This is a genomic window from Rhodovulum kholense (genome assembly GCF_003053725.1).
Classification (GTDB): Bacteria; Pseudomonadota; Alphaproteobacteria; order Rhodobacterales; family Rhodobacteraceae; genus Rhodovulum; species Rhodovulum kholense.
The window spans coordinates 78,759-101,704 of sequence record NZ_QAYC01000006.1; the positions used below are offsets into that span (position 1 = coordinate 78,759).

26 protein-coding genes are annotated in these 22,946 nt (G+C 67.3%); 22 read left to right on the forward strand and 4 right to left on the reverse strand.

The window, feature by feature from the left end; translation table 11 throughout:
- Window positions 1-326 precede the first annotated feature (326 nt).
- From ccmA to C8N38_RS09725, 5 genes are read left to right on the forward strand one after another with little or no spacing between them, the layout of a single operon-like run.
- A complete protein-coding gene (ccmA, locus tag C8N38_RS09705) occupies window positions 327-941 on the forward strand; it encodes a heme ABC exporter ATP-binding protein CcmA (protein WP_108026700.1) in 615 nt (204 codons plus the stop codon).
- Window positions 938-1,594 (forward strand): heme exporter protein CcmB, encoded by a 657-nt coding sequence (gene ccmB / locus C8N38_RS09710; protein ID WP_108026703.1) that lies wholly within the window; start codon window positions 938-940, stop codon window positions 1,592-1,594. The genes ccmA and ccmB overlap by 4 nt, the downstream gene beginning before the upstream one ends.
- Before the next feature lie 56 nt (window positions 1,595-1,650).
- Window positions 1,651-2,382: a heme ABC transporter permease gene (locus C8N38_RS09715; protein WP_108026707.1), complete on the forward strand. Its 732-nt coding sequence runs from the start codon at window positions 1,651-1,653 to the stop codon at window positions 2,380-2,382.
- Entirely contained in the window at window positions 2,379-2,537 is a 159-nt protein-coding gene (gene ccmD, locus C8N38_RS09720; protein WP_108026710.1) for a heme exporter protein CcmD, read from the forward strand. Before C8N38_RS09715 ends, ccmD begins: the two co-directional genes overlap by 4 nt.
- The gene (locus tag C8N38_RS09725) at window positions 2,530-3,075 is read left to right on the forward strand and encodes a DsbE family thiol:disulfide interchange protein (RefSeq protein WP_108026713.1); all 546 of its coding nucleotides are present in this window, start codon (window positions 2,530-2,532) and stop codon (window positions 3,073-3,075) included. Before ccmD ends, C8N38_RS09725 begins: the two co-directional genes overlap by 8 nt.
- Before the next feature lie 34 nt (window positions 3,076-3,109).
- Here C8N38_RS09725 and C8N38_RS09730 read toward each other — a convergent pair whose 3' ends face one another.
- Both C8N38_RS09730 and C8N38_RS09735 read right to left on the reverse strand, forming a co-directional pair.
- The gene (locus C8N38_RS09730; RefSeq protein ID WP_108026716.1) at window positions 3,110-4,342 is read right to left on the reverse strand and encodes a histidine kinase dimerization/phospho-acceptor domain-containing protein; all 1,233 of its coding nucleotides are present in this window, start codon (window positions 4,340-4,342) and stop codon (window positions 3,110-3,112) included.
- Window positions 4,339-4,992 carry a response regulator transcription factor gene (locus C8N38_RS09735; RefSeq protein WP_108026719.1) on the reverse strand — a complete coding sequence of 218 codons (654 nt, stop codon included), beginning with the start codon at window positions 4,990-4,992 and terminating at the stop codon, window positions 4,339-4,341. Before C8N38_RS09735 ends, C8N38_RS09730 begins: the two co-directional genes overlap by 4 nt.
- 132 nt (window positions 4,993-5,124) lie before the next feature.
- Here C8N38_RS09735 and C8N38_RS09740 point away from each other — a divergent pair, with 132 nt between their 5' ends.
- The 12 genes from C8N38_RS09740 (at window position 5,125) to C8N38_RS09795 (ending at window position 15,787) form a co-directional block, all read left to right on the forward strand.
- Complete coding sequence (locus C8N38_RS09740) at window positions 5,125-5,394, forward strand: PepSY domain-containing protein (RefSeq protein WP_108026722.1); 270 nt, start codon at window positions 5,125-5,127, stop codon at window positions 5,392-5,394.
- Window positions 5,387-5,938 (forward strand): cytochrome b/b6 domain-containing protein, encoded by a 552-nt coding sequence (locus C8N38_RS09745; RefSeq protein ID WP_108026725.1) that lies wholly within the window; start codon window positions 5,387-5,389, stop codon window positions 5,936-5,938. Before C8N38_RS09740 ends, C8N38_RS09745 begins: the two co-directional genes overlap by 8 nt.
- Window positions 5,935-6,525, forward strand: a complete 591-nt coding sequence (locus tag C8N38_RS09750; RefSeq protein WP_108026727.1) for a tyrosine-protein phosphatase — start codon at window positions 5,935-5,937, stop codon at window positions 6,523-6,525. The genes C8N38_RS09745 and C8N38_RS09750 overlap by 4 nt, the downstream gene beginning before the upstream one ends.
- 260 nt (window positions 6,526-6,785) lie before the next feature.
- A complete protein-coding gene (locus tag C8N38_RS09755; RefSeq protein ID WP_108026729.1) occupies window positions 6,786-7,091 on the forward strand; it encodes an STAS domain-containing protein in 306 nt (101 codons plus the stop codon).
- A gap of 21 nt (window positions 7,092-7,112) precedes the next feature.
- Window positions 7,113-7,481, forward strand: a complete 369-nt coding sequence (locus C8N38_RS09760) for a response regulator (protein ID WP_075785150.1) — start codon at window positions 7,113-7,115, stop codon at window positions 7,479-7,481.
- Window positions 7,478-9,502: a chemotaxis protein CheA gene (locus C8N38_RS09765; RefSeq protein WP_108026730.1), complete on the forward strand. Its 2,025-nt coding sequence runs from the start codon at window positions 7,478-7,480 to the stop codon at window positions 9,500-9,502. The genes C8N38_RS09760 and C8N38_RS09765 overlap by 4 nt, the downstream gene beginning before the upstream one ends.
- Window positions 9,502-9,984: a chemotaxis protein CheW gene (locus C8N38_RS09770; RefSeq protein WP_108026732.1), complete on the forward strand. Its 483-nt coding sequence runs from the start codon at window positions 9,502-9,504 to the stop codon at window positions 9,982-9,984. Before C8N38_RS09765 ends, C8N38_RS09770 begins: the two co-directional genes overlap by 1 nt.
- Entirely contained in the window at window positions 9,975-11,618 is a 1,644-nt protein-coding gene (locus C8N38_RS09775; RefSeq protein ID WP_108026735.1) for a methyl-accepting chemotaxis protein, read from the forward strand. Before C8N38_RS09770 ends, C8N38_RS09775 begins: the two co-directional genes overlap by 10 nt.
- Window positions 11,615-12,091, forward strand: coding sequence for a chemotaxis protein CheW (locus tag C8N38_RS09780; RefSeq protein ID WP_108026738.1), 477 nt, complete (start codon window positions 11,615-11,617; stop codon window positions 12,089-12,091). Before C8N38_RS09775 ends, C8N38_RS09780 begins: the two co-directional genes overlap by 4 nt.
- A 15-nt stretch (window positions 12,092-12,106) precedes the next feature.
- Complete coding sequence (locus C8N38_RS09785; RefSeq protein WP_108026743.1) at window positions 12,107-13,006, forward strand: CheR family methyltransferase; 900 nt, start codon at window positions 12,107-12,109, stop codon at window positions 13,004-13,006.
- A 1-nt stretch (window position 13,007) separates the two neighbouring features.
- Window positions 13,008-14,132 carry a protein-glutamate methylesterase/protein-glutamine glutaminase gene (locus C8N38_RS09790; protein WP_108026755.1) on the forward strand — a complete coding sequence of 375 codons (1,125 nt, stop codon included), beginning with the start codon at window positions 13,008-13,010 and terminating at the stop codon, window positions 14,130-14,132.
- Complete coding sequence (locus tag C8N38_RS09795; protein WP_108026771.1) at window positions 14,129-15,787, forward strand: hypothetical protein; 1,659 nt, start codon at window positions 14,129-14,131, stop codon at window positions 15,785-15,787. The genes C8N38_RS09790 and C8N38_RS09795 overlap by 4 nt, the downstream gene beginning before the upstream one ends.
- Window positions 15,788-15,876: 89 nt before the next feature.
- Here C8N38_RS09795 and C8N38_RS09800 read toward each other — a convergent pair whose 3' ends face one another.
- Window positions 15,877-17,115, reverse strand: a complete 1,239-nt coding sequence (locus C8N38_RS09800) for a urate hydroxylase PuuD (RefSeq protein WP_108026774.1) — start codon at window positions 17,113-17,115, stop codon at window positions 15,877-15,879.
- A gap of 100 nt (window positions 17,116-17,215) precedes the next feature.
- Between C8N38_RS09800 and C8N38_RS09805 the strand changes: the two genes are divergently transcribed.
- Entirely contained in the window at window positions 17,216-18,148 is a 933-nt protein-coding gene (locus tag C8N38_RS09805; protein ID WP_108026777.1) for a LysR family transcriptional regulator, read from the forward strand.
- On the opposite strand, the gene uraH is transcribed toward C8N38_RS09805, so the two are convergent.
- Window positions 18,133-18,489 carry a hydroxyisourate hydrolase gene (gene uraH / locus C8N38_RS09810; protein ID WP_108026780.1) on the reverse strand — a complete coding sequence of 119 codons (357 nt, stop codon included), beginning with the start codon at window positions 18,487-18,489 and terminating at the stop codon, window positions 18,133-18,135. The two genes, C8N38_RS09805 and uraH, sit on opposite strands and share 16 nt — an antisense overlap.
- Before the next feature lie 145 nt (window positions 18,490-18,634).
- Between uraH and puuE the strand changes: the two genes are divergently transcribed.
- Genes puuE through C8N38_RS09830 form a run of 4 tightly spaced genes read left to right on the forward strand, consistent with a single transcriptional unit; the run spans window position 18,635 to window position 22,829 of the window.
- Window positions 18,635-20,053, forward strand: coding sequence for an allantoinase PuuE (gene puuE / locus C8N38_RS09815; protein WP_108026783.1), 1,419 nt, complete (start codon window positions 18,635-18,637; stop codon window positions 20,051-20,053).
- Window positions 20,050-20,877: a bifunctional allantoicase/(S)-ureidoglycine aminohydrolase gene (locus tag C8N38_RS09820; RefSeq protein WP_108026786.1), complete on the forward strand. Its 828-nt coding sequence runs from the start codon at window positions 20,050-20,052 to the stop codon at window positions 20,875-20,877. The genes puuE and C8N38_RS09820 overlap by 4 nt, the downstream gene beginning before the upstream one ends.
- Window positions 20,877-21,362, forward strand: coding sequence for an ureidoglycolate lyase (locus tag C8N38_RS09825; RefSeq protein ID WP_108026789.1), 486 nt, complete (start codon window positions 20,877-20,879; stop codon window positions 21,360-21,362). Before C8N38_RS09820 ends, C8N38_RS09825 begins: the two co-directional genes overlap by 1 nt.
- Before the next feature lie 30 nt (window positions 21,363-21,392).
- The gene (locus tag C8N38_RS09830; protein ID WP_108026791.1) at window positions 21,393-22,829 is read left to right on the forward strand and encodes a uracil-xanthine permease family protein; all 1,437 of its coding nucleotides are present in this window, start codon (window positions 21,393-21,395) and stop codon (window positions 22,827-22,829) included.
- Window positions 22,830-22,946: the final 117 nt, after the last annotated feature.

Sequence of the window (22,946 nt, forward strand, 5' to 3'; positions counted from 1 at the left end):
TGGGACGCCCGGAAGGGTCGTTCGGGCCTGAACCCTGCGAGCTCCCTGGCGGTGGACACCCGCGCCAGCCCCGATCCCGTAATCCGCCGCCCGGGGGGGCGCCCTCGGGATCCGCCCCGGCCAGTCGCCCTGAAAACCGCAGTCATCCTTGATCGTGGCACCTCCGTTCTTCTTGGCCCCAATACCCCCGCCGGAGGCCGCGCGCGCGGCACGCGCGCGCCCGACCCAACGCCGGACAAGCGGGCGCGCCAGCGCCGCGCCGGCCGGGGGCGGGAGCCGCCCCTTTCCCGCTTTCCGCCTGCCGCCCTTTCGGCTATGCGGGGCGCATGGAACTGGTGGTCACTGATCTGGCCTGCGCACGCGGCGGCGTGCCGGTCCTCGAAGGGGTGGGCTTCACCCTCGCGGCCGGGCAGGCGCTGATGCTGCGCGGACCGAACGGCATCGGCAAGACGACGCTTCTGCGTACGCTCGCGGGGCTGCAGCCGCCGCTTGCGGGCACCGTCTCGGCGCCGCCCGAGTCGATTGCCTACGCCGCCCATGCCGACGGGCTCAAGGCCACCCTCACCGTGACCGAAAACCTGACCTTCTGGGCCCGCATCTTCGGCCAGACCGATATCGCCCCGGCGCTTGAGGCTTTCGATCTCGCGGATCTCGCCGGGCGTCCGGCCCAGAACCTGTCGGCCGGGCAGAAACGCCGCCTCGGCCTCGCCCGGCTTCTGGTCACCGGCCGTCCGATCTGGATGCTCGACGAACCCACCGTCTCGCTCGACGCGGCCTCGGTCGCGCAGTTCGGCCACGCCGTCGCCCGGCATCTCGCGCAGGGCGGCGCAGCCCTGATCGCGACCCATATCGACCTCGGCTTCGAGGCAGGCGTGCTGGACGTCACGGCCTTCCGCGCCCGCCCGCGCCGGATCGACAGCTTCGACGAGGCCTTCGCATGATCGCGCTCCTGCTGCGCGACCTCAGGCTCGCGATCCGCGCGGGCGGCGGCTTCGGTCTGGGGCTTGCCTTCTTCCTGATCGTGGTTGTGCTGGTGCCCTTCGGCGTCGGCTCCGACCGTGCCCTGCTGGCGGCCATCGCACCCGGCATCCTCTGGGTCGGCGCGCTGCTGGCCTGCCTGCTGTCGCTCGACCGGATCTTCGCGCTCGACCACGAGGACGGATCGCTCGACCTGCTGGCGACCGCGCCGATCCCGCTGGAAGGCGTCGTCGCGATGAAGGCGGCGGCGCATTGGGTGACGACCGGCCTGCCGCTGACGCTGGCGGCCCCGGGGCTCGGGCTTCTGCTGAACCTGCCTGCGGCGGGCTATGGCTGGCTGGCCGCGAGCCTTGCGCTCGGCACGCCCGCGCTCAGCATGATCGGCAGCTTCGGCGCGGCGCTGACCGTGGGGCTCAAGCGGGGCGGGCTTCTGCTGTCGCTGCTGGTGCTGCCGCTTTACGTGCCGACGCTGATCTTCGGCGCCGAGGCGGTGGCGCGCGGCATCGACGGGCGCGACACCGGGACGCCGCTTCTGATGCTGACGGCGATCACGCTTGCCGCCATGGCGCTGCTGCCCTTCGCCGCGGCTGCGGCAATCCGTATCAATCTGCGCTAGGGGCCTCACACGCTCGTCACTTGAGGGCCTTCCGAAACGCCACTAGGAACACGCTCATGTCGTCGCTTTGGGAATATGCCAATCCTCAGAAATTCATGCGGACCTCGTCTGTCCTGCTGCCGGTCTTCTCGGTGGCGGCGGCGATCTGTCTGGGGGTGGGGCTGGTCTGGGGCTTCTTCCTGACGCCCGAGGCCGAGAATTTCGGCTCCACCGTCAAGATCATCTACATCCATGTGCCCTCGGCTATGATGGCCATCAACGCCTGGGTGATGATGCTGGTGACTTCGCTGATCTGGCTGGTCCGCCGCCACCACGTCTCGGCGCTGGCGGCGCGGGCGGCCGCGCCCATCGGCATGACCATGACGCTGATCGCGCTGATCACCGGCGCGATCTGGGGCGAGCCGATGTGGGGCACCTACTGGGTCTGGGACCCGCGCCTGACCTCGTTCCTGATCCTGTTTCTCTTCTATCTCGGCTATATCGCGCTCTGGGAGGCCATCGAGAACCCCGATGCCGCCGCCGACCTGACCTCGGTCCTGTGCATCGTGGGGTCGGTCTTCGCGGTGCTCAGCCGCTATGCGGTGAACTTCTGGAGCCAGGGCCTGCACCAGGGAGCCTCGCTCAGCCTCGACAAGAAGGAAAACGTGGCCGACGTGTTCTACATTCCGCTTCTGTTCTGCATCGCTGGCTTCGTCTGCCTGTTCGTCGCGCTGGTCCTGCTGCGCACCCGGACCGAGATCCGGGCCCGCCGCATCCGGGCGATGATCGCGCGGGAGCGGATGGCATGATGCCCGATCTGGGGAAATACGCACTCGCGGTGCTGTCCTCCTACGGCGTCACCCTGGGGCTGCTGGCGGCGCTGGTGGCGCTGTCGCTCTGGCGCGCGGCGCGGGTGCGGCGCCAGCTTGACGAGGTCGAGGCAAGGAGAAAGCCGGATGTCTGAGAAACGCGGGATCTCTCCGCTTCTGCTGCTGCCGCCGGTGATCTTTGCCGGGCTGGCCGCGCTGTTCTTCATCGGCATGACCCGCGACGATCCGGATGCGCTGCCCTCGATGCTGGTCGGCAAGCCCGCCCCGGCGCTCGTGTTGTCCGATCTGGGCGGCGCCGCGCCCTTCACCGCCGAGACGCTGCGGGACGGCCAGGTCAAGCTGGTGAATTTCTGGGCCAGCTGGTGTGCGCCCTGCCGCGAAGAGCATCCCGACCTCAAGGCTCTGGCCGAGGCCGGGGTCCCGATCTATGGCATCAACTACAAGGACGATCCGGTGAAGGCGCGGCGTTTCCTCGACGAGCTTGGCGATCCCTTTGCCGCGATCGGCGCCGACCCGTCGGGCCGTACGGCCATCGAATGGGGCGTCTACGGGGTGCCCGAGACCTTCGTCCTGGACGGCAACGGCACGGTCCTCTTGCGCCATCCCGGGCCGCTGACCCCGGAAATCGTCGAGGCCACGATCCGGCCGGCGATGGAGTCCGCCGCGCAGTAGTCCGGTCGCGGAACGTCATCAACGCCCCCCGAGTTCAGGCGCCGGGTACAATTGCACAGCCCGCGAGGTCAAGCCGGATCGTCATGCGCTTGCCTGTCATCTCATGCGAAATCCCGATGCCGTGCTGATCGGCGATGGCCCGGACAATCGACAGCCCCAGTCCCGCGCCCCGAGACCCCCGCCGCTTGGCAAATCGCTCGAAGGTCAGATCGGCCGGTCCCTCGACGGGATTGGCGATGCTCAGCACCGGCCCGGGCGAAAGCCCGATTTCGACCGGCCCTGTGCCATGGTCGCGGGCATTGTCGATGAGATTGGCCAGCAGGATCGCCAGGCTGTCGGGCGAAAGCGCCAGATCTAGCCGCTCGATATCGGCGTCGTCGAATCGGATCGCGGCCCCCGGGCGGTCGCGGATCAGCAGATGCAGCACCGCGATCAGATCGGCGCGGTCATCCGCCCGGCCGGTCCCGGCCTCGGCGCGGGAGAGTTGCAAGAGCCGCTCGACAAGACGCCCGAGCCGGTCGAGCGCCTGCCTGAGGCGCGGTACCGCGGCCGGATCGGCCTTGCCCTCGGCGATCAGTTGCGCCTGGGCGGCGGCGCTGGCGATGGGCGTGCGCAGCTCGTGCGCCGCATCGGCAGCAAAGCGGCGTTCGGTTTCAAGCAGGGTCTCGATCCGCCCCAGATAGCCGTTCAGCGCGCGTGGGATCGGCGCGAGTTCCGCCGGAAGGTCGCGCGCCGAGAGCGGCGACAGATCGGTTGCGTCCCGCAGGGCCATCGCCTCGGCGAAGTCGCGCGCCGGTTTCAGTGCGGCGCGGGTGCCCTGTCGGATCGTCAGCACCGCCGTCAGCAGAACCGCCGCCATCAACCCCAGAAAGGCCCGGGCAGCCTCCATCAGCTCGTCCCGGCGCCAGCCGGTCTCTTGACCAAGTTCCACGGCCAGACGCCCATCGGGACTGTCCCGGCGAAAGACGTGCCAGTCGGCGGTCTCGACATGGTCGCTTTGCGTCAGATCGGGCCAGGGGGCGGGCGGGGCGGCGCGGCCCGCGCGCAGCACCCGCAGATGCAGCTCGGGCGACAGGCGGGGCAGGGGCCGGCCGGCCTCGACCAGTGCCAGCACCAGATCGGCCTGGGTCCCGAGTCCGCGGTCCAGAAGCTCGTTCATCTCGTGGGCGATGACCCAAAGCCCGACCGCGAGGCTCAGCAGCCAGCCGATCCCGACCCGGACCAGCACGCGCCGGGTCAGGCGCCCGCTGAGCGACCAGCCGCTCACGGGATCTGGTATCCGATGCCGCGCCGGGTCTCGATCACCCCGCGCCCCAGCTTGGTGCGCAGCCGCGAGACATAGACCTCGACCGCATTGCCGGAAACCGCTGCGTCGAAATCGTAGAGCCGGTCCTCGAGCGCCTGCCGCGACAGCACCCGTCCGCGCGCCGCCAGCAGGGCGTCGAGCACCGCCCATTCGCGCGCGGTCAGCCGGATTTCGTCGGGGCCCTGCCAGATCCGGGCGCGGGCGCGGTCCACCCGGAACGGTCCGAGCTGCACTTCGGCCGCCGGATCGCCCTCGGAGCGACGGGCATTGGCCCGCAGCCGCGCCGCCAGTTCGCCCAGATCGACCGGCTTGACCACATAATCGTCGGCGCCGCTGTCGAGCCCCGCGATCCGGTCGCCGATCTGGTCCCGGGCGGTCAGGATCACCACCGGAGTCCGCAACCCGCCCCGCCGCCGCTGCCGCAGCAAGTCGAGCCCCGATCCGTCGGGCAGCCCCAGATCGAGCACGATCCCGTCATAGGCCGCCAGATCGAGCGCCAGCCCCGCCTCGGCGCAATCGGCCGCCAGGTCGACCGCATGGCCCTCGCGGCCCAGATAGGTCCTGATCGCCTCGGCCAGATCGGCGGTATCTTCGATGACAAGCACTCTCATGGCGCCAGCTAACCGCTTTTGCGCCCCGCCGCAAAGGTTCCGGCCCGGCGCGGCCCGCGCGTATCCGCTGTAAGCAAGGCGCAAGGCAGGGCGGGCATAGCGGGCCATCGCACCTTTTGGAGGAGTCTTCCGATGCGTCTCGTGCTTCCGCTGCTTGCGCTTTCCCTGTCCGCGTCCCTCGTCGGCGGCCCGGCTTTGGCCAAGGATCTGTGTTCGGTCCCGCAGGCCGAGTGGCGTCCGGTCGAGGACCTGACCGCCGAGCTGACCGCGCAGGGCTGGGAGGTCGCCAATGTCAAGGTCGAGGATGGCTGCTACGAGGTCTATGCCCATGACGCCTCGGGCAAACGGGTCGAGGTCTTCTTCGATCCCAAGACCTTCGAGCAGGTCGGCTCGGATGACTGAGGCCGCCGAACCCGTCCTGACCGTCGTCTGGGACCCGTTCGTGCGCGTGTATCACTGGAGCCAGGCCGCCCTGATCGGGGCGGCCTGGATCACCGCGGACGGGTGGAAATGGGGGCATGAGGCGGCGGGCTATGCGGTGGCGGGCCTGATCCTCGCGCGCGTCGTCTGGGGGCTGGTGGGACCCCGCCATGCCAGGTTTTCCGATTTCCTGCACGGCCCGGGGGCGGTCTTGCAGTATCTGCGCCACCTGATCGCCGGGCACGCCCCGCATTACCTGGGCCACAACCCGGCCGGGGGCGCGATGATCCTGGCGCTTCTGACGGTGACCGCGCTGACCGGGCTGACCGGCTGGCTGCAGACCACCGATGCCTTCTGGGGCTCGGACGCGATGGAGGAGATCCATGAAGGCTTCGCCATCGCCATCCTCTGGCTGGTCGCTTTGCATGTGACCGGGGTGATCGTCGAAAGCCTGCGTCAGCGCGAGAACCTGGCGCGTGCCATGGTCACCGGCCGCAAGCGGCGGCGACCGGGGCAGGACGCATGAGGCGTCGGTTCCGGGCGGGTCTCGGGCGTCGGCTCCGCCGGGGCGCCCTTGCCGCCGCTCTGGCGCTGGGGGCGGCGGTCGGCTGGGCGGGCTATCTGCAGGCGATGGGCAATTTTCACGAGATCCTCCCGCAGGAGCTTTTCCGGTCGGCGCAGCTCGACCCGGACGCGCTTGAACGGGCGATTCGGGCTCATGGCATCCGCAGTGTACTGAACCTCCGGGGGGCGAGCACCGGCCATGGCTGGTATCGCGACGAACTGGCCGCGACGGGCCGGGCGGGGGCAGTCCATGCCGATTTCGCGTTGTCCGCCAGCCGCCCCGTTTCGGGCAGCGAGGCCGAGGCGCTGCTCGATCTGATGCGGCGCCTGCCCAAGCCGATCCTGATCCACTGCCGTCAGGGCGCCGACCGGACCGGGCTTGTCAGCGCGCTCTACCTCGCGGGCCTCTCGGGCGGGTCCGAGGCCGAGGCCGAGGGTCAGCTCTCTTTCCGCTATGGCCATCTCGGCATCCCTTATCTCTCTGCGGCTTTCGCCATGGACGAAAGCTGGGAGGCGCTGGAACCCGCGCTGGGCTTCGGAAAAAGCTGATCGCAAGGCCAGGGCGGGGCACGTGCTCCGGCCCGGCCGTTTGGCGCCTGCGGATCCCCTGTCCGGGGGGGCGATGCAATTTCACCCGCTTGTTCCCCCAAAAAATCGGGCGCTTGCCCTTACGTCGTCCCAAAGCCCTGAGATCCGGGGCAGGCGTGCTCTCACGCATCCCCACACCTGCGAAGGCGAGCCTCCGACACAACTTGACGTAGCGTTAAGTTTTTCGGGCTAGAGAGAGTCGAAGATCACAGGAGGCGACGATGGCAACAAGCCTGATTCACGGAATCGACGGGATCGACCTTGAAGTCGCCGACGATCTGCGGGCCCGGCTTGTCTCCGACCTGCGCTCGGAGGGGACCTACCGGATCGAAACGGCGGGATGGATGCGCTGCGACCTGTCGGGGGTTGCGGTGCTTCTGTCCGCCGCGAAGACCGCCAGCGCCCTGGGAGCAACGCTCGAGATCGACCTGCCGTCGGATGGGCTGGTCGAAACGTGCATGCGCGGTTGCGGCCTCGACCCGGCCCTGCTGCGCGGTGCGGGCGCGGTGGCGTCCGCGCAGCTGTGACCAGGACTCAGGAGGTTCAAAATGGCGAAGAAGGTCTTCATCGTCGACGATTCCCCGTCGGTGCGGCAGATGGTGAAGAAGACCCTTGCGGGGGCGGGCTATGACGTGATGGAGGCCGGCGACGGCGAAGAGGCCCTGTCGCTGCTTGCCTCGGTGCGGCCCGACGCGATCCTGACCGACCAGAACATGCCCCGGATGGACGGGCTGTCCTTCATCCGCGCTTATCGGGGGCGGCCGGGCGGGATGGGCGTGCCCATCGTCTTTCTGTCGACGGAAACCCGCGACGACCTGCGCCAGCAGGCCAAGGCCGCCGGGGCGCTGGGCTGGATGTCGAAGCCCTTCGACCAGGCGCAGCTTCTGACCGTGGTCAAGCGAATGGTGGGGACATGATCGACGACGACGATGGCGCGGCAGTCTTCCTGATCGAGGCGCGCGAACTGCAAGGTGCGATCGAGCGCAATCTGCTCGACCTGTCGGCGGCACCGGGGGACCGCGCCTTGATCGACGCGCTGTTTCGCGACATCCACACTCTCAAGGGGTCGGGCGCGATGTTCGGCCATGTCGATCTTGCGCATTTCCTGCACGGGTTTGAAACCGCCTTCGAGGCGCTGCGCGCACCCGGCCGGACCGCCAGCGACGCGCTGATCAACGTGGCGCTTCGGGCCTGCGACCAGATCACAGCGCTTCTCGACGATGCCGCCGCGGCCCGGGCGGGCAATGCCAGCATCCTCGAGGCGCTGGACGTCGCGCTTGGCGGGGCGGCACCGGCCGCCGACCCTCCTGCCGACACGTCTCCCGCGATGCCCGCCGCGGCCCCGGCCGAAGAGGGATGGCGCATTTCGTTTTCGCTCGGTCCCACGGCGCTTGGCCTTGGGGTGAATGTTCCGGCGCTGCTGGCCGAACTGACGGACCTTGCCCCCGATGCGGTGCGGATCACCTGCGAGGCCGCAGCCTTGCCCGCGCTCGACGCGCTCGACCCGGCCTGTCCGCCTTTCGCCTGGACGGTCGAAATCGCCGCCGCCCTTGATCGGGCGCGCATCGACGAGGTGTTCCTGTTCCTGCGCGACGATCTTGTGCTCGACGTGACGCCGCTGTCGGGGCCGGACGCGGGGTCCGCTCCGGACCGCGTCCCCGAGACGCCCCCGCAAACTGTATCTGCGGCGCCGCCGGGGGCCTCTGCCGACGCGCCGGCCGAGCCCGTCCCGGGCACCGCGACGCGTCAGCGCGAACGTTCGACGATGCGGGTCGCGACCGAGCGGCTCGACGAGATCATGGATCGCGTCGGCGAACTGGTGATCGCGGAATCGCGTCTGCATGATCTTTCGATGGCTCTCCAAAGCCCGGCGCTGATGGCGGTGGCCGAGGATATCCGGCGCCTGACTTCGGGCATGCGCGAAACCACAATGTCGATCCGCATGCTGCCGATCGGCAATCTTTTCAGCCGCTTCCGCCGTCTCGTCCACGACCTTTCGGACCAGTTGGCCAAGCCCATCGATTTCGTGACCACCGGCGGCGAGACCGAACTCGACAAGACCGTGATCGAGCTGCTGAACGACCCGCTGGTGCATATCCTGCGCAACGCCGCCGATCACGGGATCGAGGATGGCACCGCGCGGACTGCGGTCGGCAAACCGCGGCAGGGCACGATCACGCTGAGCGCGACCCATGCCGGGGCCGAGGTCCATATCCGCATTCGTGACGACGGCCGGGGGCTCGATGCCGGGAAACTGCGCGCCAAGGCGATCGAGCGCGGGTTGCTGCCCGCCAACAGCCAGGCCACGGGCCCAGAACTTTTCCGGCTGATCTTCGAGCCGGGGTTTTCGACCGCGCCGGCGGTCACGGAACTTTCCGGGCGCGGGGTCGGCATGGATGTCGTGCGCAGCGTCGTTCAGGGGTTGCGCGGCCAGATCGATGTCGACAGCGAACCAGGCCATGGCACGACCGTGACCCTGCGGCTGCCGCTGACGCTGGCCATCACCGACGGGCTGCTGGTCGAGGTGGGCGGCGAACGCTATTCGATCCCGGTCGCGGCCGTCGAGGAATGCGTGGAACTGCCGCCCGACCTGGCTCTGGGGGCGGGGCGGTCCAATTTCCTCAACGTCCGCGGCGATCTGGTGCCCTTCCTGCGCCTGGCTGAGGTGTTCGAGACCCCCGGGCCGCGGCCCGATTTCCAGAAAGTGGTGATCGTGGCGGGCAGCCATGGCCGGATCGGGCTCGTTGTCGACCGGATCGTTGCCAACGCCCAGACCGTCATCAAGCAGCTGTCCTGCATCCATGCCGGGCTCAAGGCTTTTTCCGGCGCGACGATCCTAGGCGACGGGACCGTGGCGCTCATCCTTGACGTGGGCCATCTGATCGCGCTGGGCACCGCGATCGAGGATCGGGCCCGCAAGCGGAAGGGAGCCGCATGATGCAGGCCGTCACCCTGACCCTCTCCGACGAGATTTTCGCGATTCCGACACGGATCCTGCATGAGATCCTCGAACCGGTTCCGGTGACCCGCGTCCCGCGCGCCGGGTCCTTCGCCACCGGGCTTATCAATGTGCGCGGCACGGTGGTTCCGCTGACCGACCTGCGGGTGGCCTTCGGCATGACATCGCGTCCGCCGGACGAAAATACCCGAATGCTGGTGCTGGATGTGCCGGTCGCGGGCGCCGAGACCACCGTCGCCGTCATTGCCGATCGGGTCCTCGACGTGACCGAACTCGACGATGCCGCGGTCGGAGAGATCCCCGAAGTCGGCATGCGATGGCCCCCCGAATTCCTGTCCGGGATCGCACGAACGGACCAGGGTTTTGTGATCGTTCCGGATCTCGCCCGGATCTATGCCGCCGCCCTGTCGGAGGACAGCGCGGATTTCTCCCTCGAAAAGGACCCCTCGTCATGCGTCTGACCATAAAGCTGAAACTGGCCGGGGCTTTCGTCCTGCTGATCCTCATGTCGGCGCTGGGCATCGGCATCACCCTGTCCGACATGTCCGCTCTGAACAGCCGGCTGACGGATATTGTCGATAACGGGGCCAAACGGGTCGAACTGACGCTGGCTGTCACCGCCGAGGCGTTGCGCGCGCAGATGGATGTGCGTGAATACGTTCTGGCGGAAACCCAGGCGCAGCGCGAGGCGGTGGCCCAGGCGCTGACGGCTTCGCGCACATTGCACGAGGAATACGTTTCGGATCTGCAGGATCGCAGCACACCCGAGGGGCGTGCCGCGCTTGAGGACTATGGCGCACTCTACCAGGGGCTGCGCGGCACCTCGGCCAAGGCGATGTCGCTGGCCGAGGCGGGACAGAAAGATGCCGCCTATGCCGTCTTGTCCGAGGAGGCGCCGGTCATCTGGTCGAAGATGGAGGCCAACCTGATCGGCATCCGCGAGCGCAACAACGAGATGATGCTGTCCGCCGCGTCCGACAGTGTGCACCGCTTCGAACAGGCCCGGCGTCTGGCGATCGGGATGATCGTCGGCGCGGTCGTCATCGGTGCGGTGCTGGCCATCCTGATGCTGCGCTCGATCTCCAACGGTCTGGCCGGGGCCAACCGTCTGGCGCGGGCCGTCGCCGGGGGCGATCTTTCGCAAAGTGCCCGGGTGACGACCAATGACGAGGTGGGGGATCTGCTAAAGGCGCTGAACCTCATGTGCGAAAAGCTGCGCACGGTCGTGGGCGAGGTCAGCACCGCCGCGCGCAACGTCTCGACCGGGGCGGGGCAGATGTCGGTGACCTCGGAAGAACTCAGTCAGGGCGCGACCGAACAGGCGTCGTCGACCGAGGAGGCCTCCGCCTCGATGGAAGAGATTGCCGCGACGATCCAGCAGAACGCCGAGAATGCGGCCGAGACCGAACGGATGGCGCGCAAGTCCGCAAGCGATGCGCGGGTCAGCGGGGTGGCGGTGAAGGAGGCGGTCGAGGCGATGCAGACCATCGCCGAGAAGATCATGGTGGTGCAGGAAATCGCCCGTCAGACCGACCTTCTGGCGCTGAACGCCGCCGTCGAGGCGGCGCGGGCGGGCGAACACGGGCGTGGCTTTGCGGTCGTCGCCTCCGAGGTCCGCAAGCTGGCCGAACGCAGCCAGAGTGCGGCGGGCGAGATTTCGTCCCTGTCAGGCAGCACCGTGAAGGCCGCGCGCGAGGCGGGCACCATGCTGGAAAGTCTGGTTCCCGATATCGAGCGCACCTCTGAACTGGTCACCCAGATCTCGCGCTCGACCCAGGAACAGGCGACCGGTGCCGGTCAGGTCAACCTTGCGATCCAGCAACTCGACAAGGTCACTCAGGAAAACACCTCGGCTTCCGAAGAGCTGTCCAGCACCGCCGAGGAACTGGCCAGCCAGGCCGAACAGCTGCAATCCGCCATCGGTTATTTCCGCCTCGCCGAGGGCGGTGCGGCCCCCCGTCCGACGCCGGCACGCAGCAGGCCGCGCCAGGATCGCCGGACCGCCGCGCTGGGCTTCGATTTCAATCTCGACAGCGAGGATGACGGGCTCGACGCGAAGTTCATGCGCGACTGGAAGAAGGACAGCGCGGCATGAGCGGCATCGGGCAGGTCGTGACCCTGGGTGTGGGGGACGAGCGGTTCGCGGTACCGGTGGCCCGCGTCCAGGAGATCCTCGACCGGCGCCGGATCGCGCGCATTCCCAATGCCCCTGCCCATGTGCTGGGAGTGATCGACGTGCGCGGCACTGGCGTTTCGGTGGTCGATCTGCGTGTGATTCTGGGTCTGCCTGCCGCCGATGAGGACGACGCGACGCGCATCGTCGTGCTCTGGCTCGAGACCGGCGGGCGTCGGGCGCAGGTCGCGCTTCGGACCGATCGGGTCTTCGAGGTGGCGGCGCTGGATGGCGACCGGGTCGAGGATGTGCCAGAGGCGAAATTGCTCAACTGGGACAAGCGGCTGATTTCGGGGATCGGCCGGCGTCAGGGCGAATTCGTCACGCTGCTCGACCTCGATCGGCTGTTCGAGGCGGTCCCGGCGCCGCAGCCTGCCGACCCGCTTGACGCATGAGGTGAGACCGGTCCGATGTCGATCCTGTCGCCGTTCCCTGCCGATGAGGCCAACGATCCGGACGGCGCGGCGCGCCGCGGCGCGCCGCGCCGCACCGCCAGCGACTTTGCCCGCTTCGCGGCTTTCGTCGAGGCCGAGATCGGCGTGCGGCTGTCGGATGCGAAACGGACGATGGTGGACGGCCGGCTGCGCCGGAGGATGTCGCAGCTGGGCATTTCCGATCTCGACGGCTACTTCAGGCACCTCTTCGAGGATGGCGCGCTCGATGAGGAACGCACGGCAATCTTCGATGCCGTCACCACGAACAAGACCGATTTCTTCCGCGAACCCGCCCATTTCGATCATCTGATGGACGTTGCCGCGCCCGCCGCGATTGCGCGGCGCTCCGGGACCGGTCAACCCGTAAAGGTCTGGTCCGCTGCCGCCTCGACCGGAGCAGAGGCCTGGTCCATCGCCATGTGCCTGGCCTCGCTTGCCGAACGGGACGGGGCGTTCAACTGGGCGGTCCTCGCGACCGATATCAACACCGAGGTTCTGGCTGTCGCTCGCCGGGCGATCTACCCCGAATCGATGCTGGGGCCGCTTCGTCCGGAAGATCGCCGGCGCTGGATGATGCAGGGCCATGGCGATCTCAGGGGCAGCTGGCGGATCGTACCCGAACTGCGCCGCCGGGTCTGCTTCGGCCAACTCAACCTGATGGATTTCGACTTTGCGATCGACACGGATATCGACGTGGTCTTCCTGCGCAACGTGCTGATCTACTTTTCGGCTGAGGACCAGACCCGCCTCATCGACCATATTGCGCTGCATCTTGCGGCGGGCGGTACGCTTTATCTTGGCCATTCGGAATCGATGGTGGCCCACTGCTCCGACCTCCGGCAGGTCGGCCCTGCAACCTTCGTAAAGGCCGAGTGACATGCCGCGTTCCGAGATCTCAGACCCGATCCGCGTTCTTCTGATCGACGACAGCGCCTCGATCCGGATAGCGTTCAAGAAGCTGATCGCCGAAGATCCCGGGCTGGACCTGATCGGCGCCGCACCCGATCCCTTCGTCGCGGTCGAGATGATGCGCGACCGCCTGCCCGACGTCTTGCTCTTGGATCTGGAAATGCCGCGGATGGACGGGCTGACCTTCCTTCGCAAGATCATGAGCCAGCGTCCGCTGCCGGTAGTGGTGATTTCCGCCTTCACGAAGTCGGGGTCCGAGGCGTCGTTCAAGGCGCTCGAACTTGGCGCGGCCGAAGTTCTGGCCAAGCCCAGCGTGGCCACCCCCGAAGAGCGGCGCGAGGCGGCGGTGCGGATCTCGGACGCGATCCGGGCAGCGGTGCAATCCCGTCATCCGCGCGCCCGGACGACCAAGACAGCCGCGGCAGCCGGGCCGATCCAGGTCGGCGAACGCCACACTGCCGATGTGATCCTGCCGCGCATTGCGACCGCGCCGGGGTTCTCGGGGCCGCCGGTGATCGCCCTCGGCGCCTCGACCGGCGGCACGGAAGCGCTGAAGGTCGTGCTGGAGGCGCTTCCCTCCGGGCTGCCGCCCATCGCGGTCGTGCAGCACATGCCCCAGCATTTTACCCGCGCCTTTGCCGACCGGCTCAACCTGACCTGCCGCCTTCACGTCAAGGAGGCCGAGACGGGCGAGGTACTGACCCCGGGGGTCGCGGTGATTGCGCCCGGCCACCGCCATCTGGTCCTGCGGCGCAGCGGCAAGCTTTACCGGGTCGAACTGCATGACGGCCCCTGTGTGGCGCGCCATCGTCCGTCTGTCGATGTGCTGTTCCGGTCGGTGGCGCAGGCCGCGGGGGGCGGAGCCGTAGCGGCGATCCTGACCGGCATGGGCGATGACGGAGCCCAGGGCATGGCCGAGCTGCATCAGGCCGGCGCCTGGACCCTGGCTCAGGACGAGGCCAGCTGCGTCGTGTACGGCATGCCCCGGGCCGCCGTGGAACGAGGCGCGGTCGACCGTGTGGCCACGCTTGGTGACATCGCCCGCGAGATTACTGCCCGCGTGACCCGGGAAGACAGAAAGGCCTTGCCGTGACTGCCCATTCGCGAACTCTTTCCCAGCATGGGGCCCGCCATACTGGCGGCGCCGAGGTGCATGTGCTGCGCCGCGAGGTCGAGGCGGCGTTTCTGGCGGCTGGCCGGTCGCTGGTGTCGATGGACGAACAGATCGAGGCCCTGACCGCGCCGTTGGGCGATCTGGTGAACCGGGCTCCGGACGTGCTGGACGCGGTCGGAGTCTATGCAGACCGGCTGCAGACCTCGGCCGGAGCCCTCGATGCCGACCTGCTGGCCGGCGCCCGGAACGTGACCGAACTTCGTTCCATGATCGAGAAGCTGGGCGCCACGATCACTGACATAGCTCGCAAGCTGAAGACGATGAAGTTCGTGGCCACCAATGCGCGGATCTATGTGTTTTCGCTGAGCACGCGGCATATGCGTCTGGAAGCCTTTGCGGAAAGCGCCCGCGATCTTGTGGGTCATTCCGACGCGATCGTCTCCGACGTTGCGGCCGTCACCGAACGTATTTCGGTCTGTCTGGCGGTTCTCGGCCATAGCGACCTGCCCAGCCTTCGGCGCGAGGTGGCGACGCTTTTGCCAAAGTTTGTCGAGGTCGGGCAGATGGTCTCTGCCTTCCGGGGCGAAAGGCGCAACGAAACGGCTTTCGGGCGTCCGCTGGCCCTGACCATGGAGCGGCTGAAGGACGATTTCGGCCAGTTGATCGTCAGCCTTCAGGCGGGTGATCGTGCCAGTCAGCGGATCGACCACGCCGGCCAGATCCTCGAGATGGCCAACGGTCCGGGCGGCGACCCGGCGCTGGCGCCACTGGCGCGCGCTCAGCTTGTCGGGGCTCATGCCGACCTTGCGACCGAAACCGCCAGCATTCTGCTGGGCCTGCGCGACGGGGTCTCGCGTTTCGAGGATATTGCCGGCAGTTCCGGTGCCGGTTCGGAACGGCATCGACTGAACCTGTTCGGGATGATGCACGACCGGGTCCGGTCCGTCGAGGCGCGTGTCGACGAGATCCGCCACCGGCGCACGGTCATGCTTGAGGCATCCGAGCTTCTCTTGTCCGAGATGGAGCGGCTGCGAAAAGTCCTGAACGACATCTCGTCGCTGGCCGAGGATCTGCGTCTGGTGGGCACCAATGCGGTGCTGGCCTGTGGCGAACTGGGCGATGACGGCGATGCGCTTCGCGAGATCGCGACGCAGTTGCGTCATCTCGCCGCCGGGGCGGCTGGCGAATTCGGGATGGTCTGGAAGTCGCTTGCCGCGACCGACAAGCGGATTTCGGCGTTGGTTGACGGGATCCGGTCGCGGCTTGCGACCGCCATCGCCGAGATCGAGAGTTCCGGCTCTCAGATGGCCATCGAACTGGAAGAGGTCTTCAGCGCGGGGCAGGCTGTCAGCCGGGGCACGGGCCATTTGCTGACCTCGCTGCGGGACAAGATTCCCGAGACCTGTGAGGATCTGCAGTCGGTCCTAGGCCGGATCGCCGCCTCTCTGCCCGATGCCGAGGCGGCCGCACCTCTGGCCAGTCCTGACCCCGAGGTGCTGCGCACTGCCTGGGAGCTTTACACGATGGACGAGGAACGCGTGCTGCATCGCGACTTATGCGAACGGTTGTGCTGGGCCCCGCCGCCCGATTGTGCCGTCGCCCAGGCCAGCGGCGGGGAAGACGTGTTCTTCTAGGCCCGGGCTTCCCGGGCCGGACTGTCCGGTCGTGTGCGCGCCGCAAGGCCAAAGCGCGTGGCGTGGAGAGGTGTCAAAGACCGGTCGCGTCAGCGGGGTGTCCGGTCGATTCCCTGGTACCATGCGACGATCCTGGCCCGTTCCTCGGGGGCCATCATCATCACGTTGCCGGGCGGCATCGCCCGGGTCAGCCCTGCTTGCCGGTAGATGTCGCGGGCATGGAGCGCGATCCCGCCAGTGCTGTCGAGCCGCACCCCCTTCGGGGCCTGACCGAGCCCGGGCCAGAGCGGCTCGGCCGTATGGCACATCGAACACCGGCTTTCGACGATGTCGCGGACCTCGTCGAAGCCTTCGGCCGCCGCAACGCGTGCCAGCGGCGCGGGAAGGGTGGCGGTTTCGGGGGCGTCGGACGCGGTCCTTGTCGGCACCAGGGACAGCGCCACGATGGCAAGGAATATCGCGGCGGTCGCGGCCCAGGTCCACCAGGGGCGGCCCTTCCGGGCATGCTTGGTGTTGAAGAAATGCCGGATCGTGACTCCCATCAGGAAGACAAGGCTTGCGATCAGCCAGTTATAGGCGCTTGCGAAGGCCAGCGGGTAATGGGTCGACAGCATCAGGAAGAGGACCGGAAGCGTCAGGTAGTTGTTGTGGGTCGAGCGCAGCTTGGCGATCTTGCCGTATTTCGGGTCGGGGGTGCGGCCAGCCTTGAGATCGGCCACCACCACGCGCTGGTTCGGCATGATGACCAGAAAGACGTTGGCCACCATGATCGTGCCGGTGAAGGCGCCCAGATGCAGCAGCGCCGCGCGGCCGGTGAAGATCTGGGTGTAGCCCCAGGCCATCGCCACGATGATCGCGAAGAGGATCAGCATCAGCACCGTGGGCCGCCCGCCCAGCGGGCTGCGGCAGAGCAGGTCGTAGCAGATCCAGCCGATGGTCAGCGAGCCAGCCGACAGCGCGATGGCCTGCCAGGGCGCCCACTGGATCTTGTCATAGTCGATCAGGAAGAGGTCTGCCCCCATCCAGTAGACCAGCGCCAGCAGCATCAGCCCGGACAGGAACGTCCAGTAGGCCTCCCATTTGAACCAGGTCAGATGCTCGGGCATATGCGCGGGCGCGACCGTGTATTTCTGGATATGGTAGAAACCGCCACCATGAACCTGCCATTCCTCGCCCAGAACGCCCTCGGGCAGGGGGCGGTCCTTCGTCAGACCCAGATCGAGCGCGATGAAGTAGAAGGACGATCCGATCCAGGCGATTCCGGCGATGACATGCAGCCAGCGCACGGCAAATTCCAGCCAGTCCCAGACCAGCGCGATGTCGAACATGGGTGTTCTCCCTGAGTTGGCCGCAGGCTATACGCGGGACCGGCTTTCTGATAATTCCCGATTATCCCGAGCAGTTTCAAGAAATCCCGAAGAATAGAGCGTGGCCGGCATCAACAATATCCGCATGTTCGTTCGTGTCTACGAATTGGGCAACATGTCGGCGGCCGCGCGCGATCTGCAGGTTTCGGCGGCGGTGGCGTCCTCCAGGGTCGCGGATCTGGAACGGCATCTGGGCATTCGTCTGTTCACCCGGACCACGCGCTCGATCCAGCCGACCGAACAGGGGCGGATCTACTATCCCAAGGCGGTGCAGGTGCTCGAGGCGCTGGAAGAGGCCGAGGCCGCGGTGCAGGAAATCACCCATCACCCGCGGGGCTCGCTGTACGTCTCGGCGCCTTTGGGGGTTGGGCGGCGGCTGATCGCGCCCAATGTGGTACTGTTTCAGGACCAGTACCCGGACATCCATGTGCGGCTAAGGCTTTCGGACCGGCGGGTCGATCTGACGGGAGAAGGGCTCGATATCGGTTTTCTGCTGGGCGATCTGCCGGATTCGGGGCTGAAGGTCCGGTCGCTTGGCGATTGCCCGCGGGTGCTGTGCGCGGCGCCCACCTATATCGCGCGGCGGGGTCTGCCGCGGACCGGGGCCGACCTGATCGGGCAGGGCCATGACTGCCTGCTGCTGCGCTTTCCCGGCTCGCGCGAGTTTCGCTGGACGTTGCAGACGCCCGAGGGGCCGCAGGCCTTCAACGTCAAGGGGCCCTATGCCTGCGATGACGGCGATGTGCTGACTGCCTGGGCGCTGGACGGGCGCGGCGTGGTGCTGAAACCCGTCTTCGACGTGGCCGAGCATCTGGCCTCGGGCGCGCTGATCCCGGTCTGCGAAGAGACCCCGCCGCCCGATGCGCGGCTTGCCTGCCTTTTTCCGCACAAGCGCAATCAGGACCCGAAAAGCCGGCTGTTCATCGAGTTCATGGCCGGGCGGATCAAGACGGCGCTGCGCGCCCGCAACCGGATCTATCAGCTGCCGCGATAGGTCGAATAGCCATAGGGCGACAGCAGCAGCGGCACATGGTAATGCGCCTCCGGGTCGTCCATGCCGAAGCGGATCGGGATCTGGTCGAGGAAAAGCACCTCGCCCCCCGCGAGGCCCGCGCGTTTCAGGTAGTCGCCCGCGAAGAAGACCAGTTCATAGGTGCCGGCCTTGAAGCTGTCCTGCGGCAGGATCGGGGCGTCGGTGCGGCCGTCGGCATTGGTCACGGTCTCGGCGATCTTGCAATGCGAATTGCCCGAGACGCGGTAAAGGGCGATCTTCAGCCCCGCGGCCGGGGCGCCGGTGGCGGTGTCCAGGACGTGGGTGGTCAGATATCCGGGCATCTTGTCCTCGCGCTGCTTCGGGCCGATAGATCACTTATGGCCCGAAAGGCCGGAACCACGGAAGACCCCGAAAGACTTTCAGGCAATTCTTGAAAGACGGCATGTTCATCCTGGTTTATGCGAAAGTATTCCGAAGGAGGACACCTTGACCCGCTATCCGCGCGACCTCCGGGGCCATGGCGCGACGCCGCCCCACCCGCACTGGCCGAACGGCGCCAAGATCGCCGTGCAGTTCGTCATCAATTACGAGGAAGGCGGCGAAAACTGCATCCTTCATGGCGATGCGGCCTCCGAAGCCTTCCTGTCCGAGGTCGTGGGCGCGGTGCCCTGGCCGGGCCAGCGGCACTGGAACATCGAGACGATGTACGAATATGGCGCGCGGGCCGGGTTCTGGCGGTTGCACCGGCTGTTCACCTCGCGAAACATGCCGGTCACGGTCTACGGGGTCGCGACGGCGCTGGCGCGCGGGCCCGAACAGGTCGCCGCGATGCAGGAGGCAGGCTGGGAGATCGCCAGCCACGGCCTGAAATGGATCGAATACAAGGACTATGCCGAGACCGACGAGCGCGCCCATATGGCCGAGGCGATCCGGCTGCATCAAGAGGTCACCGGCGCGCGGCCGCGCGGCTGGTATACGGGGCGCTGTTCGGCGCAGACCGTGCAGCTGGCGGCCGAGGAGGGCGGGTTTGCCTATGTTTCGGACACTTATGACGACGATCTGCCCTACTGGAAGAAGGTAGGCGACCGGCAGCAGCTGGTGATCCCCTACACGCTCGATGCCAACGACATGCGGTTTTCGGTGGCGGCAGGCTACGGGTCCGGCGACGAGTTCTACGCCTATCTGCGCGACAGCTTCGACACGCTTTATGCTGAGGGGCTGGAGGGGGCGCCGAAGATGATGTCGGTCGGGCTGCATTGCCGTCTGGCCGGGCGTCCGGGGCGGCTGGCGGCGCTGAAACGGTTCCTCGACTATATCTCGGGCTTCGACGGGGTCTGGGTCGCGCGGCGGCTCGACATCGCCGAACACTGGGCCCGGGTCAACCCGCCGGTGGATTGGGACCGGCCCACCGAGATGGGCCGTGACACCTTCGTCGCGCGGTTCGGCGGCGTTTTCGAGCATTCGCCCTGGATTGCCGACGGCGCCTTCGATCTGGAGCTTGGGCCGGTCCATGACAGCGCGGTCGGGCTGCACAACGCGCTGGCGCGCGTTTTCCGGTCGGCCGATGCCGAAAAGCGGCTGGAGGTGCTGAAGGCGCACCCGGATCTGGCGGGCAAGCTTGCGGCCGCGAAACGGCTGACCGAGGCGTCGACGGCCGAACAGGCCTCGGCCGGGCTCGACACTCTGAGCGACGCCGAGCGGGCGCGGTTCGAGGACCTGAACCGCCGCTATGCCGACCGCTTCGGCTTTCCCTTCATCATCGCGGTGAAGGATCACGACAAGGCGGGCATCATGGCGGCGTTCGAGCGGCGGCTGGAAAACTCCGCCGAGGCCGAATTTGCCGAGGCCTGCGCCCAGGTGGAACGGATCGCGCTTTTGCGCCTGAAGGAGATGCTGCCGCAATGACCGGATATTTCTCGAACCTCGGCGGCCATCCCGGGCAGGACATGCTGCATACCGGTCGCGCTGTCTTTACCGAGGCCTATGCGGTGATCCCCAGGGGCGTGATGCGGGACATCGTGACCAGCAACCTGCCGCACTGGACGGGCACCCGCGCCTGGATCATCGCGCGGCCGCTGACAGGCTTTGCCGAGACCTTCGCGCAATATGTGATGGAGGTGGGTCCCGGCGGCGGATCGGACCGGCCCGAGCCCGATCCGGGCGCCGAAGGGGTGATCTTCGTCACCGACGGTGCGCTCGATCTCAGGCTCGACGGCCTGCCGCATCTGATGACGGCGGGGGGCTATGCCTATCTGCCGCCGGGGGCTGACTGGACGGTGCTGAACCCCGGCGAGTCGTCCGCGCGCTTTCACTGGGTGCGCAAGCGGTATGCCGCAGTCGAAGGCATCGATACGCCCGAGGCCTTCTTTGTCAACGAGGCCGACATCGCGCCGGTGGCGATGGCAGGGACCGAGGGGCGCTGGGCGACGACGCGCTTTGTCGACCCGACCGACCTGCGCCATGACATGCATGTGAACATCGTCAGTTTCGAGCCGGGCGGGCTGATCCCCTTCGAGGAAACCCATGTGATGGAGCACGGGCTTTACGTGCTGGAGGGCAAGGCGGTCTACAAGCTGAACCGAGACTGGGTCGAGGTCGAGGCGGGCGATTTCATGTGGTTGCGCGCCTTCTGCCCGCAGGCCTGCTATGCGGGCGGTCCGGGCCGGTTCCGCTATCTGCTGTACAAGGACGTCAACCGGCATCCGGCCCTGACGCTGGGCGCCCTGTGATGCTGACGGCGGCACCGATCACCGCCGAGGACTTCGCCCCCTTCGGCGAGGTCGTCGAGCTGGGCGGCGCGTTCAAGATCATCAACGACGGCTTCTGCCGCCGCTATAGCGACCTCGCGACGCTCGACATCGTCGACGGGCAACCCGGCATCAGCCTTTTCAACGCCGAAATCCGCAGCCTTCCCTATGACTGCGGCCTGCTGGAACGGCATCCGCTGGGCTCGCAATGCTTTATTCCCATGCAGAATGCTGAATTTCTGGTCATTGTTGCACCAGATGCAGGCGGTCGGCCGGGTGCGCCCCGGGCCTTCGTTGCGGGGTCGGGGCAAGGAGTCAATATCGGCCGGAATGTCTGGCACGGGGTCCTGTGCCCGATTTCCGGGTCCGGGCTGTTCGCGGTCGTCGACCGCATCGGACCGGGTGCCAATCTTGAAGAAGTCCGGCTGCCCGAGCCGGTGACGGTTACGCTCGCCCCCGGGGGGTAGGCGAAGAAAAACAACAGGGAGAATGGAACGATGGCTGTAGACAGCTCCATCGGGACGCCAGAGCAGCTGCGCGATCCGAACTATACACCTGCGCTTCACAAGGCGGTGCCGCTGGGCATCCAGCATGTTCTGGCGATGTTCGTCTCGAACGTGACGCCCGCGATCATCGTTGCGGGCGCGGCGGGCTTCGGCTTCGGGTCCGAGGCTGGGGCGCAGGGCTTTCCGGACATGAAATACATGATCCAGATGTCGATGCTGTTTGCCGGCATCGCCACGCTTTTCCAGACCATCGGCTTCGGTCCGGTGGGCGCGCGGCTGCCGATCGTGCAGGGCACCAGTTTCGCCTTCATCCCGATCATGATCCCGCTGGTGGCGGGCAAGGGGGTGGAGGCTCTGCCGATGCTGTTCACCGGGGTGTTCGTCGGCGGGCTCTTCCACGCGACGCTGGGCACGGTGATCGGCAAGATCCGCTTTGCCTTGCCGCCGCTGGTCACCGGGCTCGTGGTGACGATGATCGGGCTCGCGCTGGTCAAGGTCGGCATCCAGTATGCGGCGGGCGGCGTCCCGGCGATGAATACGCCCGAATATGGCAGCCTGCTGAACTGGTCGGCGGCGCTGGTCGTGATCTTCGTCACGCTCGGGCTGAAGTTCTTCGCGCGCGGCCTGCTGTCGGTGTCAGCCGTCGCGGTCGGGATCGTCGCGGGCTATCTCTTTGCGCTCGCGACCGGCATGGTGACCTTCGGCGGGATCGAGACCAGCTGGGACCGCGCCGCTGTTCTGGAGGTGCCGCTGCCCTTCAAATACGGCTTCGATTTCAGCCTCGCGGCCGTCGTCGGCTTCTGCCTGATGGCCTTCGTCTCGGCGGTCGAGACCGTGGGCGATGTGTCCGGGATCACCAAGGGCGGCGCGGGCCGCGAGGCGACCGACAAGGAAATCGCGGGCGCCACCTATGCCGACGGTCTGGGCACCGCCATCGCGGGGGCCTTTGGGGCGCTGCCCAACACGTCGTTCAGCCAGAATGTGGGGCTGATCGCGATGACCGGCGTCATGAGCCGGCATGTCGTGACCATCGGTGCGATCTTCCTGATCCTCTGCGGGCTGGTGCCCAAGGTTGGGGCGGTGATCTCGACGATCCCGATCGAGGTGCTGGGCGGCGGGGTGATCGTCATGTTCGGCATGGTCGTGGCCGCGGGCATCTCGATGCTGTCGGACGTGAACTGGAACCGCCGCAACATGGTGATCTTCGCCATCGCGCTGTCGGTGGGGCTGGGCCTGCAACTGGAACCGAAGGCGGTGCAATACCTGCCCGAGTCGGTGCAGATCCTGATGACGAGCGGGCTGCTGCCGGCGGCGCTGATCGCCATCGTGCTGAACCTGATCCTGCCCGAGGAGCTTGCCTCGGAGGCAACCGAAGAAGTGTCGGGCGGGCTTTCGGGCCACGGTCTGGGCAGCCTCGGGCGCGACTGACGCGATCCTCGAACCGGGGCAGGGCACCCTGAGGGTGTCCTGTTCCACCTTTTACAACCCGTTTTTCCCGGCTATGTCCTTGAGAGCCGGGAAAAACGGCTCATGTTGTTGCATAAA

Excerpts from the sequence above, each read along its gene's own strand:
- ccmA (WP_108026700.1), top strand. The coding sequence starts at position 327 with ATGGAACTGGTGGTCACTGATCTGGCCTGCGCACGCGGCGGCGTGCCG.
- ccmB (WP_108026703.1), top strand. The coding sequence starts at position 938 with ATGATCGCGCTCCTGCTGCGCGACCTCAGGCTCGCGATCCGCGCGGGC.
- C8N38_RS09715 (WP_108026707.1), top strand. The coding sequence starts at position 1,651 with ATGTCGTCGCTTTGGGAATATGCCAATCCTCAGAAATTCATGCGGACC.
- ccmD (WP_108026710.1), top strand. The coding sequence starts at position 2,379 with ATGATGCCCGATCTGGGGAAATACGCACTCGCGGTGCTGTCCTCCTAC.
- C8N38_RS09725 (WP_108026713.1), top strand. The coding sequence starts at position 2,530 with ATGTCTGAGAAACGCGGGATCTCTCCGCTTCTGCTGCTGCCGCCGGTG.
- C8N38_RS09735 (WP_108026719.1), bottom strand. The coding sequence starts at position 4,992 with ATGAGAGTGCTTGTCATCGAAGATACCGCCGATCTGGCCGAGGCGATC.
- C8N38_RS09740 (WP_108026722.1), top strand. The coding sequence starts at position 5,125 with ATGCGTCTCGTGCTTCCGCTGCTTGCGCTTTCCCTGTCCGCGTCCCTC.
- C8N38_RS09745 (WP_108026725.1), top strand. The coding sequence starts at position 5,387 with ATGACTGAGGCCGCCGAACCCGTCCTGACCGTCGTCTGGGACCCGTTC.
- C8N38_RS09750 (WP_108026727.1), top strand. The coding sequence starts at position 5,935 with ATGAGGCGTCGGTTCCGGGCGGGTCTCGGGCGTCGGCTCCGCCGGGGC.
- C8N38_RS09755 (WP_108026729.1), top strand. The coding sequence starts at position 6,786 with ATGGCAACAAGCCTGATTCACGGAATCGACGGGATCGACCTTGAAGTC.
- C8N38_RS09760 (WP_075785150.1), top strand. The coding sequence starts at position 7,113 with ATGGCGAAGAAGGTCTTCATCGTCGACGATTCCCCGTCGGTGCGGCAG.
- C8N38_RS09765 (WP_108026730.1), top strand. The coding sequence starts at position 7,478 with ATGATCGACGACGACGATGGCGCGGCAGTCTTCCTGATCGAGGCGCGC.
- C8N38_RS09770 (WP_108026732.1), top strand. The coding sequence starts at position 9,502 with ATGCAGGCCGTCACCCTGACCCTCTCCGACGAGATTTTCGCGATTCCG.
- C8N38_RS09775 (WP_108026735.1), top strand. The coding sequence starts at position 9,975 with ATGCGTCTGACCATAAAGCTGAAACTGGCCGGGGCTTTCGTCCTGCTG.
- C8N38_RS09780 (WP_108026738.1), top strand. The coding sequence starts at position 11,615 with ATGAGCGGCATCGGGCAGGTCGTGACCCTGGGTGTGGGGGACGAGCGG.
- C8N38_RS09785 (WP_108026743.1), top strand. The coding sequence starts at position 12,107 with ATGTCGATCCTGTCGCCGTTCCCTGCCGATGAGGCCAACGATCCGGAC.
- C8N38_RS09790 (WP_108026755.1), top strand. The coding sequence starts at position 13,008 with ATGCCGCGTTCCGAGATCTCAGACCCGATCCGCGTTCTTCTGATCGAC.
- C8N38_RS09800 (WP_108026774.1), bottom strand. The coding sequence starts at position 17,115 with ATGTTCGACATCGCGCTGGTCTGGGACTGGCTGGAATTTGCCGTGCGC.
- uraH (WP_108026780.1), bottom strand. The coding sequence starts at position 18,489 with ATGCCCGGATATCTGACCACCCACGTCCTGGACACCGCCACCGGCGCC.
- C8N38_RS09820 (WP_108026786.1), top strand. The coding sequence starts at position 20,050 with ATGACCGGATATTTCTCGAACCTCGGCGGCCATCCCGGGCAGGACATG.
- C8N38_RS09825 (WP_108026789.1), top strand. The coding sequence starts at position 20,877 with ATGCTGACGGCGGCACCGATCACCGCCGAGGACTTCGCCCCCTTCGGC.
- C8N38_RS09830 (WP_108026791.1), top strand. The coding sequence starts at position 21,393 with ATGGCTGTAGACAGCTCCATCGGGACGCCAGAGCAGCTGCGCGATCCG.